Raw genomic sequence first — 15,015 nt, forward strand, 5'->3', positions numbered from 1 at the left:
GCTCCTCGGGTCCGGCCAACGACGGCCGGTGCGTCCCGGGGGGCAAGGGTGCCCCTGGGGGAACCAGGGAGGGATGCATGCTCGAGCTCTCGACGTCCAGCCTGCTCATCGTCGCGGTCATCGCCGTCGTCGCGGTGGCCGCGCTCGGGGTGGCGATGTTCCTGCGCCAGCAGGTGCTCGCCGCCAACCGGGGCAGCCTCGCGATGCAGGACATCGCGCAGGCGGTGCAGGAGGGCGCGTCGGCCTACCTGCGCCGGCAGTTCCGGACGCTGGCGCTGTTCGCCGTGGTGGTGCTGGCCCTGCTGCTCCTGCTGCCCGGCGACGCCGGCGTGAAGGTGGGGCGCTCGATCTTCTTCCTCGTCGGCGCGCTGTTCTCCGCCGCCATCGGGTTCCTGGGGATGTGGCTGGCGACGCGCGCGAACCTGCGCGTCGCAGCGGCCGCGTCCCTGCCCGGCGGTCGCGCGGAGGGGGCGCGGATCGCCTTCCGGACCGGCGGCGTGGTCGGCATGTCGGTCGTGGGGCTCGGGCTGGTCGGGGCGGCGTCGGTCGTGCTGATCTACCGCGGGGAGGCGCCGGCGGTGCTCGAGGGCTTCGGCTTCGGCGCCGCGCTGCTGGCCATGTTCATGCGGGTCGGCGGCGGCATCTTCACGAAGGCGGCCGACGTCGGCGCGGACCTCGTCGGGAAGGTGGAGCAGGGCATCCCCGAGGACGACCCGCGCAACGCGGCCACCATCGCGGACAACGTGGGCGACAACGTCGGGGACTGCGCGGGGATGGCCGCGGACCTCTTCGAGTCCTACGCGGTGACCCTCGTCGCCGCGCTCATCCTCGGCAAGGCCGCCTTCGGCGAGGAGGGCCTGGTCTTCCCGCTGATCGTCACCGCGATCGGCGCGGTCGTCGCCGTCCTGGGCGTCGTCACGACGAAGGTGCGTGGGCAGGAGAGCGGGCTCGCGGCCATCAACCGGGGCTTCTACATCGCCGCGCTCGTCGGGGTCGTGCTGGCGGCGGTCGCGGCCTTCGTCTACCTGCCCTCGACCTTCGCGGCGATGCCCGGGGGGACCGCGGGCCTGGAGACGCACGGCGGGGACCCGCGGCTCATCGCCTCGGCGGCCGTGGCCATCGGGGTGGTGCTGGCCGGCGTCATCCTGTGGGTGACGGGCTACTTCACGGGCACGACGAGCAAGCCGACGAAGCACGTGGCCCGCACGACCCTGACGGGCGCCGCGACCGTGGTGCTGTCCGGCATCGGCGTGGGCTTCGAGTCGGCGGTCTACACCGCGGGCATCATCGCCGCCGCCATCTGCGGCGTGTTCCTGCTGGCCGGCGGGTCCGTGCCGCTGGCGCTGTTCCTCGTCGCCCTCGCCGGGTGCGGCCTGCTGACCACGGTCGGCGTGATCGTCGCGATGGACACCTTCGGACCGGTGAGCGACAACGCGCAGGGGATCGCGGAGATGTCCGGCGACGTCACGCCCGAGGGCGCGCAGATCCTCACGGACCTCGACGCGGTGGGGAACACGACGAAGGCCGTCACGAAGGGCATCGCCATCGCCACGGCCGTGCTCGCGGCGACCGCGCTGTTCGGCTCCTACGCCGACGCCGTCCGCACGGCGCTCGCGGAGGTCGGCCCGGACCTGGGCGGCGACATCACCGCGGCCATGACGTCCTACGACATCATCTCGCCGGTCACGCTCGTCGGCGTGATCCTCGGCGGGGCCACGGTGTTCCTGTTCTCCGGCCTGGCCATCGACGCCGTGACGCGCGCGGCCAGCGCCATCGTGTTCGAGGTGCGCCGCCAGTTCCGCGAGCACCCGGGGATCATGACGGGCGAGACGCGGCCCGAGTACGGGCGCGTCGTGGACATCTGCACCCGCGACTCGCTGCGGGAGCTGGCCACGCCGGGCCTGCTCGCGGCGTTCGCGCCGATCGCCGTCGGCTTCGGCCTGGGCGTCGGGCCGCTGGCGGGGTTCCTGGCCGGCTCCATCGGTGCGGGCGTCCTCATGGCGGTCTTCCTGGCCAACGCGGGCGGTGCCTGGGACAACGCGAAGAAGATCGTCGAGGACGGCCACCACGGCGGGAAGGGCTCCGACGCCCACGCCGCCGCGGTCATCGGGGACACCGTCGGCGACCCGTTCAAGGACACCGCCGGGCCCGCGATCAACCCGCTCATCAAGGTGATGAACCTCGTCGCGCTGCTCATCGCGCCGGCCGTCGTCCAGGTCTCCGTGGGCGACGACGCGAGCACCGGCCTGCGCCTGACCATCGCGGTGGTCGCGGCGGGCGTGGCGTTCTCCGCCATCATCCTGTCCCGGCTGCGCGCGGCCCGCGTCGACGCCGAGGGCCGCCTCGAGCACGACGCGCAGCTCGTGTCCGAGCGGCGGGCCTGAGCCGTCCCCAGCCCCGCCCGCCTGTCCGCCGCCCCCCGTCCCGCCGTCCGCGGGGCCGGGGGCGGCGGTGCGTGGGACGATGCGTCGACCGGGAGCGGCGCCCGGTGGCGACGAGAGGCAGGCGCGGTGGGCGAGGCGAGGGACGACGCGGCGGCGGACCCGGTGCCGGGTGCGGCGGCGGGCGGACCGGCCGTCCCGGGGACCGCGGGGGACCGTCCCGTGGCGGCGTCCGGGGTGCCGACCGTGCCCGCGGCGGGACCGGGTGACGTGCCCGTCCCGGGCGCGTCCCCGGCCGGCGACGAGGAGCCGCCGTCGCTCCGCCTCATGACGTACAACATCAAGGGCCTGCACCTCGACGCCGCCGCGGTGGCCGCGGTCGTGCGCGCCCAGTCCCCGGACGTGCTGGCGGTGCAGGAGCCGCCGCGCGGACCCCTCGGCCGCCGCCGGCTCGACCGGCTGGCGCGGCGGGCCGGGCTCGTGCCCCTCGTGCGTGGCGGCGGGGCGCGGACGACCGCGCTGCTCGTCGCGCCGGGCCTGCCGACGGGTCCCGCGCGGGCGCTGCGGCTGCCCTGGCGGCCGGGCCGCACGCGTCGCGGGGCGGTGCTCGCGCAGGTGGCAGGGGTGCAGGTGCTCGTCGTGCACCTCGGCCTGTCGGCGGGGGAGCGGTCCCGGCACCTCGACCGGCTGCTCGCGGCGGTCGACCCCGCCGGCGGGCCGCTCGTCGTCATGGGGGACCTCAACGAGCAGCCGACGGGCGCGTCCTGGCGCCGGCTGGGCGGGCGTCTCACGGACGCCGCGGTCCTCGGCGGCGGGGGCGTGGCGACGTTCCCGGCGGCACGTCCGCGGCTGCGCATCGACGCCGTCCTGGTCGAGGCGGGGGACGAGGAGTCGCCGCCGCCGACGCCCGGCCGCGTGGCGCGGGTCGTGCACGCGGTGCGGGGCCGTCGCAGCGGTGCGGGACGGGTGCCCGGCGTGGCGGCCGCCGCCCCGGGCCGCGCGGGGCTCGTGGTGCTGGGGTCGTGGGTGCCCGGCGGTCCCGTCGTCGCCCGGGCCAGCGACCACCGGCCCGTCGTCGTCGACGTGCGGCCCGCCGCGCCGGCGGCGGGGGCCGGGCGGTGACGCCCGGCGTCCCCGCGCCCGACGTCCCCGGCCTCGACGACGCCGGGGTCGAGCGGCTGCGTGCGGACCTGACCGCCGCGGGCTACACCGTCGACGGCGTCGAGGAGCTGCTCGGGCCCGTGGCGTCGGCCGCGCTGCACCGCGGGGAGGCGGTGCCGGCGCTGCGGGCGACGGCGGGCCTCGACGGCACGGGCGTCACGCGGGCGGGCGGCCCGGCCGCGCTGGTCCGGGCGTTCCTGCTGGGGGCGGACGTCGCCCGGCGGGACCTGGCCGCCGCCCTGCCGACCCTCGGTGTCGACGCCGCCGTCGCCGCGGGCCTGCTCGAGGTCGCGGGGCAGGGGAGGGACGACGGTGTGCGGGCGCGGGTAAACCTCCGGCCCTACGCCGTCGAGGACGGTCTCGGCGCGCCCGCCGACTGGTGGGTCGTCTCGGACCTCGGGGAGCTGGCGACGGGGCGCGCGCTGCGCACGGACCACGTGCTCGGCGTCGGCGGCGCGTCGGCGCTGCTCGCGCAGGCCACGGTGCGGACCCCGCGGGAGCGCGTGCTCGACCTGGGCACGGGCTGCGGCGTCCAGGCGCTGCACGCCGCCCGGCACGCGCGCACCGTCGTCGCGACGGACATCTCGTCCCGCGCCCTCGCCTTCGCGGGGCTCACGACGCGCCTGGCCGGCCTGCCGGCGGGGACGGTCGAGCTGCGCCGCGGGTCGCTGCTGGAGCCGGTGGCCGACGAGCGGTTCGACCTCGTCGTCAGCAACCCGCCCTTCGTCATCACCCCGCGGGTGCCCGGCGTGCCGGCGTACGAGTACCGCGACGGCGGCCGCGCGGGCGACGCGATCGTGCAGGAGCTCGTCGAGGGGATCGGGGACGTCCTCGTGCCCGGGGGCGTCGCGCAGCTGCTCGGCAACTGGGAGGTGCACCGCGGCGAGGAGTGGCACGAGCGCATCGGCGCCTGGGTCGACGCCGCCGGCCTCGACGCGTGGGTGGTGCAGCGGGACCTGCTCGACCCCGCGCAGTACGCGGAGATGTGGATCCGCGACGGCGGCACCACGCCCGAGGGCGACCGCGCCGCCTGGCTGGCCCGGTACGGCGCCTGGCTCGACGACTTCGCCGCCCGCGGCGTCGAGGCGGTCGGCTTCGGCATCGTCACGCTGCGGCGCCCGGCCGTGCCCGGGGGCACCCGCCTGCGCCGGCTCGAGGAGGTCACGGGGACGGTCCAGCAGCCCCTCGGCCCCGTGGTCGCCGCGGTGCTGGCCGCGCACGACGCGCTCGACGCCCTCGACGACGACGCGCTGGCCGCGCAGCGGCTCGTCGTCGCGCCGGACGTGACGGAGGAGCGCTACCTCACGCCCGGCGACGCCGACCCGCGCGTGGTGCTGCTGCGGCAGGGCGGCGGGTTCGGTCGGACCGTGCAGGTCGGCACGGCCGTCGCCGGGTTCGTGGGCGCGTGCGACGGGGAGCTCGCGGCCGGGCGCATCGTCGCCGCGCTGGGGGAGCTGCTCGGGACCGGCACGGCGGCCACCGCCGCCGAGGTGCTGCCGCGGGTGCGCGACCTCGTGCGCGACGGGCTGCTCCTGCTGCCGGCGCGCTGACGTCCTCGCCGTCGACGTCCCCCGTCGTCCACAGGGGGACGCACGCGGCCGGGAGACCTGCCGCTAGCGTCCGCGCACCGCCGGAGGTCCGGCGGTCCGGCCGCGGCCGGTGAACGGCCGGGCACCGCCCCGGGGACGGGGGACGTGGTGCGCGCACCGGTGCTGCTGCACGACGACGGGGCCGCTCCGCGGGGCGTGCTCGTCGTGGCCGACGGGCGGGCGACGGTGACGCAGGTCGCGCGGGCGGTGGCGCCGCGGCGGGGGCGCCGCACCGGTGGTCGCAGCGGCCGCACCGGTCGCACGGTGCCGACGCTGCTCGTCCGGCCGCCCGGGGGCCGGTCCTGGCAGCGGCTGGCGCCGGCGGCGGTGCTCGCGGACGGGGTCCTCGTGCCCGGCGACGACGTCCGGGTCGAGGACGTGCCGCTGCCGGCCGACGGCGAGCCCGTGGCCGCCGTGCTGCGGGTGCTGGCCGGGGTGGACGCGGGCCTCGTCGTGCCGCTGCCCGTCGGGTCCGCGTCGATCGGGACGGACGCCGGCAGCGCGGTCCGGCTGCACGACCCGCGGGTGGCGGGACGGCACGCGCGCCTCGTGGTCGGGCGCCGGCTCGAGGTCGTCGACGAGGGCACCGTGGGCGGCGTCGTCGTCGCCGGGGGACGCGTGGCCCGCGCGGTCCTCGCACCCGGGGAGCCCGCCGTCCTCGGGGACACGGTGCTCGTCGTCGAGCCGGTCGCGACGGGAGCTGCCGGCGACGCCGCCGTCGGCGGGAGCCGCGGCGAGCCCTTCAACCGCGCGCCGCGGGTCGTCCCGCGGTTCGCGCCGCAGGAGCTCGACCTCCCGCCGGTGCCCGAGCCGACCGTGCCCGGCCGGTTCCCCTGGCTCACGGTCGCCGCGCCGCTGGTGCTCGGCGGGGCGCTGTGGCTGGCGACGCACGCCGCGCTGACGCTCGTCCTCGTGGCGCTGAGCCCGGTGCTGGCGGTCGGCGCGTGGTGGGAGCGGCGCGCGGGCGAGCGCCGGGCGACCCGCGCCGCGCTGGCCGCCTTCCACGCGGCGCTGGAGGTCGTCGTCGCCCGGGCCCGCGCGCTGCAGACGGACGAGGTGGCCGTGCGGGAGGAGGAGCTGCCCCCGCTGGTGGCGCTCGTCGCGGACGCGCGGTCGCGAGGGCCGCTGCTGTGGTGCCGCCGGGCGGGCGCCGGCGGCGGGCCGGTGCTGCGGGCGGGGGCCGGGCCCGCGCCGTCGTGCGTGACGGTACGGGCGGTGGCGGCGACCGTACCGACCGCGATCTCCTCGGCGCCGCACGCCGCCGCCGCCGCGGCCCGCGACGCCGCGGTGGACGCCCTCCGGCTCCTGCCGCGCGTGGCGCACGAGGTGGACCTCGGTCGGTGCGGCCACGTCGGTGTCGCCCAGGACGGCGGCCGGGACGTCGCGCGCGCCCTGGTCGCCCAGGCGGTCGCGCTGCACGCGCCCGAGGACCTCCTCGTCGCGGCCCTCGTGCCGGCGTCGCGCGCATCGGACTGGCGCTGGCTCGCCTGGTTGCCGCACGCCGCCGCGGCCGACGTCGCCACGACGGCCACCCCGGCCGGACCACGGCTGGCGGTCGGGCCTGCGGGGTGCGCCGCCCTCCTCGTCCGGCTCGAGGAGCTCGTCGAGCGCCGCGCGGCCCTGCCCACCCGCGGTGCGTGGCGCACCGGTGCCGCGGCGGACGCCGGACGCCCCCCGGCGGTCCTCGTCGTGGTCGAGGACGCCGTGCCGGTGGACCGCGGCGCGCTCGTCGCCCTGGCCGAGGCGGGGCCGGCCGTCGGCGTCCACCTCGTGTGGGCCGCCGACCGTGCACCCGAGCTGCCCGCTGCGTGCCGGGCCTTCCTCGAGGTGACGGCACCCGTGGGCGGTACCACCGGTGGGACGGCCGGCACGTCGGCGTGGTCGGCGCGTCTCGGCCGCACCGACGAGGGGACGTGGGCGGCCCTCGACGCGGAGGGCCTGCCCCACGTGGTGGCCGAGGACCTCGCGCGCGTGCTGTGCGGCGTCCGGGACGCGGGGGCGCCGGGACCGGGCGGTGGCGAGGTGCCCGCGGGGGTCGCCCTCACCACGCTGCTCGGTCCGGCGGTCGCGGTCGCACCCGGGGCGGTCGTCGCGCGCTGGCGCCAGTCGGGGTCGCTGGTCGAGCGCCGTGCGGCCGTCGACACGGCGGGGGCCACGGCGCAGGGTCTTGCGCGGGGTCCGGCGCAGGGTTCGGCGCGGGGACCGGCGCGGGGATCGGCGCGGGGATCGGCCGGCGCCGACGCGGGGCTGCGGGCCGTCGTCGGGCAGGGCGCCGACGGGCCGCTCGTCCTCGACCTGCGCGCGCAGGGGCCGCACGCGCTGGTGGCCGGCACGACGGGCGCCGGCAAGTCCGAGCTGCTGCAGGCGTGGGTGCTGTCGCTGGCGGCGTCCTACGCGCCGGACCGGGTGACGTTCCTGCTCGTGGACTACAAGGGCGGCGCGGCGTTCGCCGACTGCGTCGACCTGCCGCACACCGTCGGGCTGGTCACGGATCTGTCCGGGCACCTCGTGCACCGCGCCCTGACGTCCCTGCGCGCCGAGCTGCGGCACCGCGAGCGTCTCCTGGCGCGCCTCGGGGCGCCGGACCTCGTCACGCTGGAGCGGCGGGGGCACCCGAAGGCCCCGCCCTCCCTCGTCGTGGTGGTCGACGAGTTCGCCGCCCTCGCCCGCGAGGTGCCGGCGTTCGTCGAGGGGGTCGTCGACGTGGCGCAGCGCGGGCGCTCGCTCGGGCTGCACCTCGTCCTCGCCACGCAGCGTCCGGCCGGCGTGGTGACGGACGCGATCCGCGCGAACACGGGCCTGCGCGTGGCGCTGCGGATGGCCGACGAGCACGACTCCACGGACGTCCTGGGCGTGCCGCTGGCGGCGCACGTGGACCCGGCGACCCCGGGCCGTGCGGCCGTCCGCACCGGGCCGGGACGGGTCGCGGTGTTCCAGACGGGGTCCGTCAGCGGTTCGGCCGACGGCGGGCTGGCCCCGGTCGTGCGCGTGCACCCGCTGCCGCTCCACGGTGGTGCCGCGGAGGAGGCGACGGAGGCGACGGAGGCGGAGGCGACGGCTGCGGGCGAGGATGAGCCGGTGACCGGGGGCGGTCCCGGTCGAGGTCGCACCGCCGCGACCGGTGCCGTGACCGCTGCTCCGACCGGTGTTCCGACCGGTGCTCCGACCGGTGGCCCGTCGGACGCCGCGCGGCTCGTCGCGACGATCCGCGCCGCCGCCGTGGCGGCGGCCGTCCCCGCTCCCCGCCGGCCGTGGCTGCCGGCCCTCCCGGCGGTCGTGCCGCTGGACACCGACGGCGGGCACGGGAGCGACGCGCTGCCCCTCGGCCTGCTCGACGCCCCCGCCGAGCAGCGCCAGCACGCGGTGGCGTTCCGGCCCGACGAGCACGGGCACCTCGCCGTCCTCGGGGCCGGCGGCAGCGGCCGCACGACCGCGCTGCGGACGATCGCCCTCGGCGCGGCCACCGCGGCGGACCCGGTCGAGGTGCACGTCCTCGACCACGGCGGCGGCGGTCTCGCGGTGCTCGCGCAGCTGCCGGCGGTCGGCTCCGTCCTCGAGCCCGCCGACACCGAGCGCACGGCCCGGCTGCTGCGCACGCTGACGTCGCTGCTCGACGACCGCGCGACCCGGTTCGGGGCGGTGCACGCCGGGTCCCTGCCGGAGTACCGCCGTCTGGCGGGTCGTCCCGACGAGCCGCGGGTGCTCCTGCTCGTCGACGGGATCGGCGCGGTGCGCGACGCGTACGAGGCCGACCTCGCCCGGACGGGGGTCTGGGCCGCGCTCGTGCGGCTGGTGTCGGAGGGTCGTGCGCTCGGCGTGCACGTCGTGCTGACGGGTGAGCGGCCCGCGGCGCTGCCGTCGGTGCTGGGCGCCGGAATCCCTGCGCGCGTGGTGCTCCGGCAGGCCGACGAGGGCGCCTACCTGCAGCTCGGCGTCCCGCGGGACGTGCTCGGACCCGACGCGCCGCCCGGGCGCGCGGTGCTCGCCGGTGCCGCGGAGGAGGTGCAGCTCGCGGTGCCGTGCCTGCGGCCGGTGCTCACCCCTGTCGGGGACGCCGCGCCGAGGACGCCGCGGACGCCCGGCACCGACGCCGGCACCGACTCCCACAACGACCCCGGCACCGACGCCGGCACCGACGCCGGCACCGACGCCGGCACCGACCCCTGCACGGACGCCGGTCCCGTCGTGGTGCCCGATGCCGCTGCCCAGGCCGCGGCGGTGCTGGCCGCGGCCGCCCGCCTCCGTGGCAGCGGCGCCCGCGTGACGGCACCGGTCGGGTGCCTGCCGTCCGTCGTGCCCGCGTCCGACCTGCCGAGGACGGTCGACGGCCTGCCCGTGATGGCGCTGGCGGACGACACGCTGGCGCCGGTCGGCCTCGCGCCGACGGGCACCCTCGTCGTCGCCGGGCCCAGCGGGAGCGGACGGAGCACGGCCCTGCTCGCCCTGGCGGAGGCCGTCGCGCACGCCGTGCCGGACGCCCGCCTCGTCCACGTCGCACACGGCCGGACGGACGTCGGCGCCGCCGGTCCCTGGTCGGCCCGCACCATCGACCCCGAGGCGGCGGCAGCACTCGCCCGGGCGCTCCTCGTGGATCTCGCGGCCGGTGCTGCCGACACCCCGGACGGGTCCGGTGCGCCGCTCGTCGTCGTGGTCGAGGGCGTCGCTGACCTGCTGGGCACGGCGGCCGACGCGCCGCTGACGGAGCTCGTGCGGGCCGTGCGGCGCGGTGGCGGCCTCGTCGTCGGGGAGGCGGAGACGTCCGCGTGGTCGGCGGGCTGGCCGCTGCTCGCGGAGCTCCGGTCCGGCCGGCGAGGACTGCTGCTGCACCCTCAGCCCGGTGACGCCGAGGGCCTGTTCCGCACCGCCCCCGGTCCGCGGGCCGTCGGCGAGCAGCCGCCCGGGCGCGGGCTCCTCGTCGAGGCGGGGCGCGTGCGGCGCGTGCAGGTCGTGCTGCCCGGGCTCCCGTCGCACCGGTGAGCCCCGGCATCCTCAACAGGGGCCGACATGGGTCGATGGTCCCGTCTGCGTGCCGGAGCAGCCCGGGCGCACCCACCGCGTCACCGGAGACCCTCATGCGCCGCCTCGTCCCGCGGTCCCTCACCGCCCGTCTCGTGCTCCTCGTCGCCGCCTTCGCCGTCGGCGTGCTGGCGCTGACCGCCGTCGCCGCCGTGCAGGCGTCCTCGGCCGCGATGGGCGCGCGCCAGGCCGCCACGCGTGACGTCGTGCAGACGGTGCTCGGCGTCGTCGCCCACTACGGCGAGGAGGAGGCCGCAGGCCGCCTCACCCGCGAGGAGGCCCAGGCCGCGGCGATCGCGGTGGTGCGCACGCTGCGCTACGACGGCGACGAGTACTTCTGGATCAACGACCTCGGCCCGACGATGGTGGTGCACCCGATCAAGCCCAAGCTCGACGGCACCGACCTCTCGGACGTCGCCGACCCCGACGGGCTGCACCTGTTCGAGGAGTTCGTGCGCGTGGTCGAGGCCGACGGCGCCGGCTTCGTCGCCTACCAGTGGCCGCGCCCGGACTCCGAGGCCCCCCAGCCGAAGGTGTCCTACGTCGCGGGCTACGAGCCCTGGGGCTGGGTCGTCGGGTCCGGCACCTACGTCGACGACGTGCACGCGGCCGCCACCGCGCAGGTCGTGCGGCTGGGCCTGGCCGGCCTCGTCGTCGTCCTCGTGGTGGGGGCGCTCGCGCTCGTCGTCGCCCGGTCGGTCGTCCGGCCGGTGCAGGAGATGACGCGCGTCCTGCGCAGCGGCGACCTCGCCACCCGCCTGCCGGCGGGCGCGGGCCGCACCGAGCTCGAGGCCCTCGCCGGCGCGGTGAACGCGTCCCTCGACCGGTCCGCCGACGTCGCCGACCGCGTGCAGGGCGCCGTCGGCCGGCTGCAGGCGGCGGCCCAGCAGCTCGTCGCCAGCAGCGACGCCGTCGCGGCGGAGGCCGAGCGCACGCGGGAGCACGCCGCCGCGGGCGTCGCGGTGGCGGCCGACGTGAGCACGGGGATCGGCACGGTGGCGTCCGGGACGGACGAGATGGGCGCCTCCATCACGGAGATCGCCACGAACGCCCAGGCGGCGGCGCGCGTCGCCGGCGAGGCCGTGGAGGTCGCTCGCACGACGAACCGCACCGTCTCGCTGCTCGCCGAGTCCTCGGGCGAGATCGGGACGGTCGTCAAGGTCATCACCTCCATCGCCGAGCAGACGAACCTGCTGGCCCTCAACGCGACCATCGAGGCCGCGCGCGCCGGGGAGGCCGGCAAGGGCTTCGCGGTCGTGGCGGGGGAGGTCAAGGAGCTCGCGCAGGAGACGGCGCGGGCCACCGGGGACATCGCCGTGCGGGTGGAGGCCATCCAGACCGCCGCCGCCCAGGCCGCCGCCGAGATCACGCACATCGGCGAGATCATCACGTCCATCAACGACTACCAGGTGACGATCGCCGGGGCCGTGGAGGAGCAGACCGCCACGACGACGGCGATGGCCTCCAGCGTCGCGTTCGCGGCGGAGGGCGGCCGCGAGATCGCCGCGACCATCGACGAGGTCGGCCGCGCCTCCGAGCGCACCACCGCCGAGCTGGACGGCGTGCGGCAGGCGGCGCAGGAGCTGCTGGCGACGTCGGGGGCCCTGCAGGAGTCGGTCCGGCAGGCGTAGCGCCGACCGGCCGCGCGGGACGGGGCGGGGGTCAGCCGACGAGGCGGACCCCCGCCCACGCCGTCCCTGCGACGAGGACCCACGCCGTCAGCCCGAGCAGCAGCGGCCGGCCGACGGCACGACGCAGCACGGCGGGCGTGATGCCCGTGCCCAGCCCGACGAGGGCCGCCACGACGACGACGCCCTGCGCGTCGGCCGCGGCCGCCAGCACCGGGACGGGCACGACCCCGGCCCCGGACAGCGCGGCGGTGACGAGGAACGCCACGACGAAGGCCGGCACGAGCGGCGGCCGCCGTCGCACGTGCCCGTCGGCAGGGGCGTCGGCAGGGGCGTCGGCGGGGGCGGCGGCAGCGGGGTGGCGGCCTCGTCGCCCCTCCAGGGCGACGAGCGCCACGAGCGGCGCGAGCAGCACGACCCGCGCGAGCTTGACGACGACCGCGGCGCGATCGGCGCCCTCCACCCGGTGCGCGGTCGCCACGACCTGGCCGACGTCCTGCACGCTCGCGCCGACCCAGGCCCCGAACGCCGCCGGGTCCAGTCCCAGCGGCTCGCGCAGGAGCGGCAGCGCCACGATCGCGATCGTCCCGCACAGCGTCACGAGGGCGACCGCGACGGCCGCGTCCTCGTCGTGCGCCCCGGCGACGTCCCGCACGCCGGCGACGGCGGACGCACCGCAGATGGAGAACCCGGTCGCCACGAGCAGCGCCTGCGGCGCCGGCACCCGCAGCAGCCGCCCGACCAGCCGCGTCCCGACGAAGGTGGTCGTCACGGTGACGAGCACGACCACCGCACCGCCGACGCCCAGCACCGCGAGCGTCCCCGCCCCCGTCTGCAGCCCGAGCAGCACCACCGCGAGCCGGACCAGGCCGTGCCCGGCCCACCGGGTCCCCGCGTGCAGGACCGGCCGGTGCAGACCGGTGGCCGCGAGCCCGGCGCCGAGGGCGACCGCGGCCGTCGACGCCTGGACGCCCGGTACGGCCCGGGCCGCGAGGAGGGCGGCCGCGGCGACGCCGGCGACGACGGCCAGCCCGGGGACGGTGCCGCGCAGCCGCGCGAGCCGGCTGCGGGACGGCCGCGGGGTCGTCGTCGCCGGACGGGCGGCGGGCGGGGCGAGCGGCAGGAGCATGGGGTCCACGGTCGGCCGGCTCGGGTCCGGCCGGTAGCGGCCCGGGGGTGATGAGGTCATCGACGGCATCGATGACTCCGGCGGGCGGCGGCGCTACCGTGCCGTGGTGACGCAGGACAGGCAGCCGCCGTCGGGCACCGCCGGTGCGTCCGGAGGTGCCGACGACGCACGGCCGGACCGCGACGACGCGCCCGCGCCCGACCCAACAACGCTCCCGCCGGCGCCGTCCCCGCGCCTGCCGGACCTGGACTCGCTGCACCTCCTCCTGCGGATCGCGGCGACCGGCAGCCTCGGCCGCGCCGCCGCCGCGCACGGCCTGGGCCAGCCCGCGGTGAGCGCCCGGGTCCGCGCGATGGAGCGGCTCCTCGGCGTGCCCCTCGTCGCGCGCGGGCGGCGCGGGTCGACGCTCACCCCCGCCGGCGCACTCGTCGCCGAGTGGGCGCAGCCGCTGCTGGCGGCGGCGGCGCACCTCGAGACGTCCGTCGCGGCGCTGCGCGAGGAGGGCGAGGGGCGGCTGCGGGTGGCGGCGAGCCTCACGGTGGCCGAGCACCTGCTGCCCGGCTGGCTCGTGCGCCTGGCGGCCGACCGTCCCGGGACGGCGGTCACCCTGGCGGCGGTGAACTCGACGGAGGTCGCGCGGCGGGTGCTGGCGGGCGAGGCCGACCTCGGGTTCGTCGAGGGGCCCGGGACGCCGGACGGGCTCGAGGCCCGCACGGTGCGCACCGACCACCTCGTCCTCGTCGTCCCGCCGGGTCACGCCTGGGCGAGGAGGGCGCGCCGGGGCCGTCCTGTGGACGCGGCCGAGCTCGCGGCGACGCGCCTGGTGCAGCGGGAGCCGACGTCGGGCACGCGGGCCGCGCTGGCGGGCGCCCTGGCGGCCGCGCTCGGCCCGGGGACCGCCCAGGCGCCGCCCGTGCTGGAGCTCTCGACGAGCACCGGCGTGCGGTCCGCCGTCGAGGCCGGCGCCGGGCCGGCCGTGCTGAGCGAGCTGGCCGTGGGTGACGACGTCGCCGCCGGCCGGCTCGTCGCGGTCCCCGTGGAGGGCGTCGCCCTCGAGCGCCGGCTGCGCGCGGTCTGGCCGTCCGGCCGCCGGCCGCGCGGCCCGGCGCAGGACCTGCTGGCCATCGCCCGCCGGTGACGCAGCCGCCTGCCGGCCAGGCACCGGGCCGCCGGTAGGCTCCGCGACCGACGAGCACGGGAGGCTGTCATGACGCAGGACGAGAGCGCGACGCCGGAGGCGGGCACGACCGCGGGCGCCGGCACGACCCCGGACGCGGGACCGTCCGCCGCCTCGCCCGGGCCGGTCGCCGTCGTGGGCGGCGGCGTCATGGGCGCCACCCTCGTCGAGGCGGTGCTCGTAGGCGGCCTCGCGCCGGGCGACGTCCGGGTCGCCGAGCGCTCCGCCGCGCGCGTCGCGGAGCTCGTCGCCGCCCACGGCGTGCAGGGCACGGCGGACAACGTCGCGGCCGTGACGGACGCGGCCGTCGTGCTCCTGGCCGTCAAGCCCGACGTCGTGGCCCCCGTGCTCGACGAGATCGCCCCGCACCTGGCACCCGGCGCGCTCGTCGTCAGCGTCGCCGCGGGCGTCCCGCTCGCGGCCTACGAGAGCCGGCTGCCGGCCGGCACCCCCGTCGTCCGCGTCATGCCCAACACCCCGGCGCTCATCGGCCGCGGCGCCAGCGCGATCGCCGCGGGCACGGCTGCGGGGGAGAGGCACCTGGCCCTCGCGGAGCGCCTGCTCGCGGCGACGGGCCTCGTCGTGCGCGTGGCGGAGAAGGACCTCGACGCCGTGACGGCCATCTCGGGCTCCGGGCCGGCGTATGCGTTCTACGTGATCGACGCGATGGCGGAGGCGGGGGTCCTGCTCGGCCTGCCGCGCGACCTGGCCACGCGGCTGGCGGTCGCGACGGTCGAGGGGTCGGCGGCGCTCGTGCGCGAGTCCGGCGACCACCCCGTCGTCCTGCGCGAGCGCGTCTCGTCGCCGGGCGGCACCACCGTCGCGGCCGTCCGGCAGCTCGACGCGCACGGCGTCCGCGCCGGTGTCCTGGCCGCCGCCGAAGCCGCGCGCGACCGGTCCCGCGCGCTCGGCGCGGCGTACGGGGCCTGAGCCG

General features: G+C 78.8%; 8 protein-coding genes. 7 read left to right on the plus strand and 1 reads right to left on the minus strand.

The genetic code is table 11. The features are described 5' to 3' along the window. Positions 1–77: 77 nt before the first annotated feature. The 5 genes from AC2TDM_RS03580 to AC2TDM_RS03600 all read left to right on the plus strand — a co-directional run bounded on the left by AC2TDM_RS03580 (position 78) and on the right by AC2TDM_RS03600 (position 11,778). Positions 78–2,384 carry a sodium-translocating pyrophosphatase gene (locus AC2TDM_RS03580; RefSeq protein ID WP_090031763.1) on the plus strand — a complete coding sequence of 769 codons (2,307 nt, stop codon included), beginning with the start codon at positions 78–80 and terminating at the stop codon, positions 2,382–2,384. 126 nt (positions 2,385–2,510) lie between these two features. Then, a complete protein-coding gene (locus AC2TDM_RS03585; RefSeq protein WP_139224352.1) occupies positions 2,511–3,503 on the plus strand; it encodes an endonuclease/exonuclease/phosphatase family protein in 993 nt (330 codons plus the stop codon). Then, the gene (locus tag AC2TDM_RS03590; RefSeq protein WP_484635850.1) at positions 3,500–5,092 is read left to right on the plus strand and encodes a DUF7059 domain-containing protein; all 1,593 of its coding nucleotides are present in this window, start codon (positions 3,500–3,502) and stop codon (positions 5,090–5,092) included. The genes AC2TDM_RS03585 and AC2TDM_RS03590 overlap by 4 nt, the downstream gene beginning before the upstream one ends. Before the next feature lie 147 nt (positions 5,093–5,239). After that, positions 5,240–10,108 carry an FtsK/SpoIIIE domain-containing protein gene (locus AC2TDM_RS03595; RefSeq protein ID WP_484635851.1) on the plus strand — a complete coding sequence of 1,623 codons (4,869 nt, stop codon included), beginning with the start codon at positions 5,240–5,242 and terminating at the stop codon, positions 10,106–10,108. A 95-nt stretch (positions 10,109–10,203) separates the two neighbouring features. Beyond that, complete coding sequence (locus tag AC2TDM_RS03600; protein WP_484635852.1) at positions 10,204–11,778, plus strand: methyl-accepting chemotaxis protein; 1,575 nt, start codon at positions 10,204–10,206, stop codon at positions 11,776–11,778. A gap of 31 nt (positions 11,779–11,809) precedes the next feature. Here the strand turns inward: AC2TDM_RS03600 and AC2TDM_RS03605 are convergent, their stop codons facing one another. After that, entirely contained in the window at positions 11,810–12,904 is a 1,095-nt protein-coding gene (locus AC2TDM_RS03605) for a YeiH family protein (RefSeq protein WP_090032089.1), read from the minus strand. A 106-nt stretch (positions 12,905–13,010) separates the two neighbouring features. On the opposite strand from AC2TDM_RS03605, the gene AC2TDM_RS03610 reads away from it, so the two are divergent. Together AC2TDM_RS03610 and proC are read left to right on the plus strand one after the other, a co-directional pair. Next, positions 13,011–14,042, plus strand: coding sequence for a LysR family transcriptional regulator (locus AC2TDM_RS03610; RefSeq protein WP_239079056.1), 1,032 nt, complete (start codon positions 13,011–13,013; stop codon positions 14,040–14,042). A gap of 69 nt (positions 14,043–14,111) precedes the next feature. Beyond that, positions 14,112–15,011: a pyrroline-5-carboxylate reductase gene (gene proC / locus AC2TDM_RS03615; RefSeq protein WP_484635853.1), complete on the plus strand. Its 900-nt coding sequence runs from the start codon at positions 14,112–14,114 to the stop codon at positions 15,009–15,011. Positions 15,012–15,015 lie beyond the last annotated feature (4 nt).

The sequence above is a fragment of the Cellulomonas sp. plas2 genome (genome assembly GCF_057221735.1).

What these genes read in the sequence shown, in the direction of transcription:
- AC2TDM_RS03605 (WP_090032089.1), bottom strand. Translation starts at nt 12,904, where the DNA reads ATGCTCCTGCCGCTCGCCCCGCCCGCCGCCCGTCCGGCGACGACGACC.
- AC2TDM_RS03580 (WP_090031763.1), top strand. Translation starts at nt 78, where the DNA reads ATGCTCGAGCTCTCGACGTCCAGCCTGCTCATCGTCGCGGTCATCGCC.
- AC2TDM_RS03600 (WP_484635852.1), top strand. Translation starts at nt 10,204, where the DNA reads ATGCGCCGCCTCGTCCCGCGGTCCCTCACCGCCCGTCTCGTGCTCCTC.
- proC (WP_484635853.1), top strand. Translation starts at nt 14,112, where the DNA reads ATGACGCAGGACGAGAGCGCGACGCCGGAGGCGGGCACGACCGCGGGC.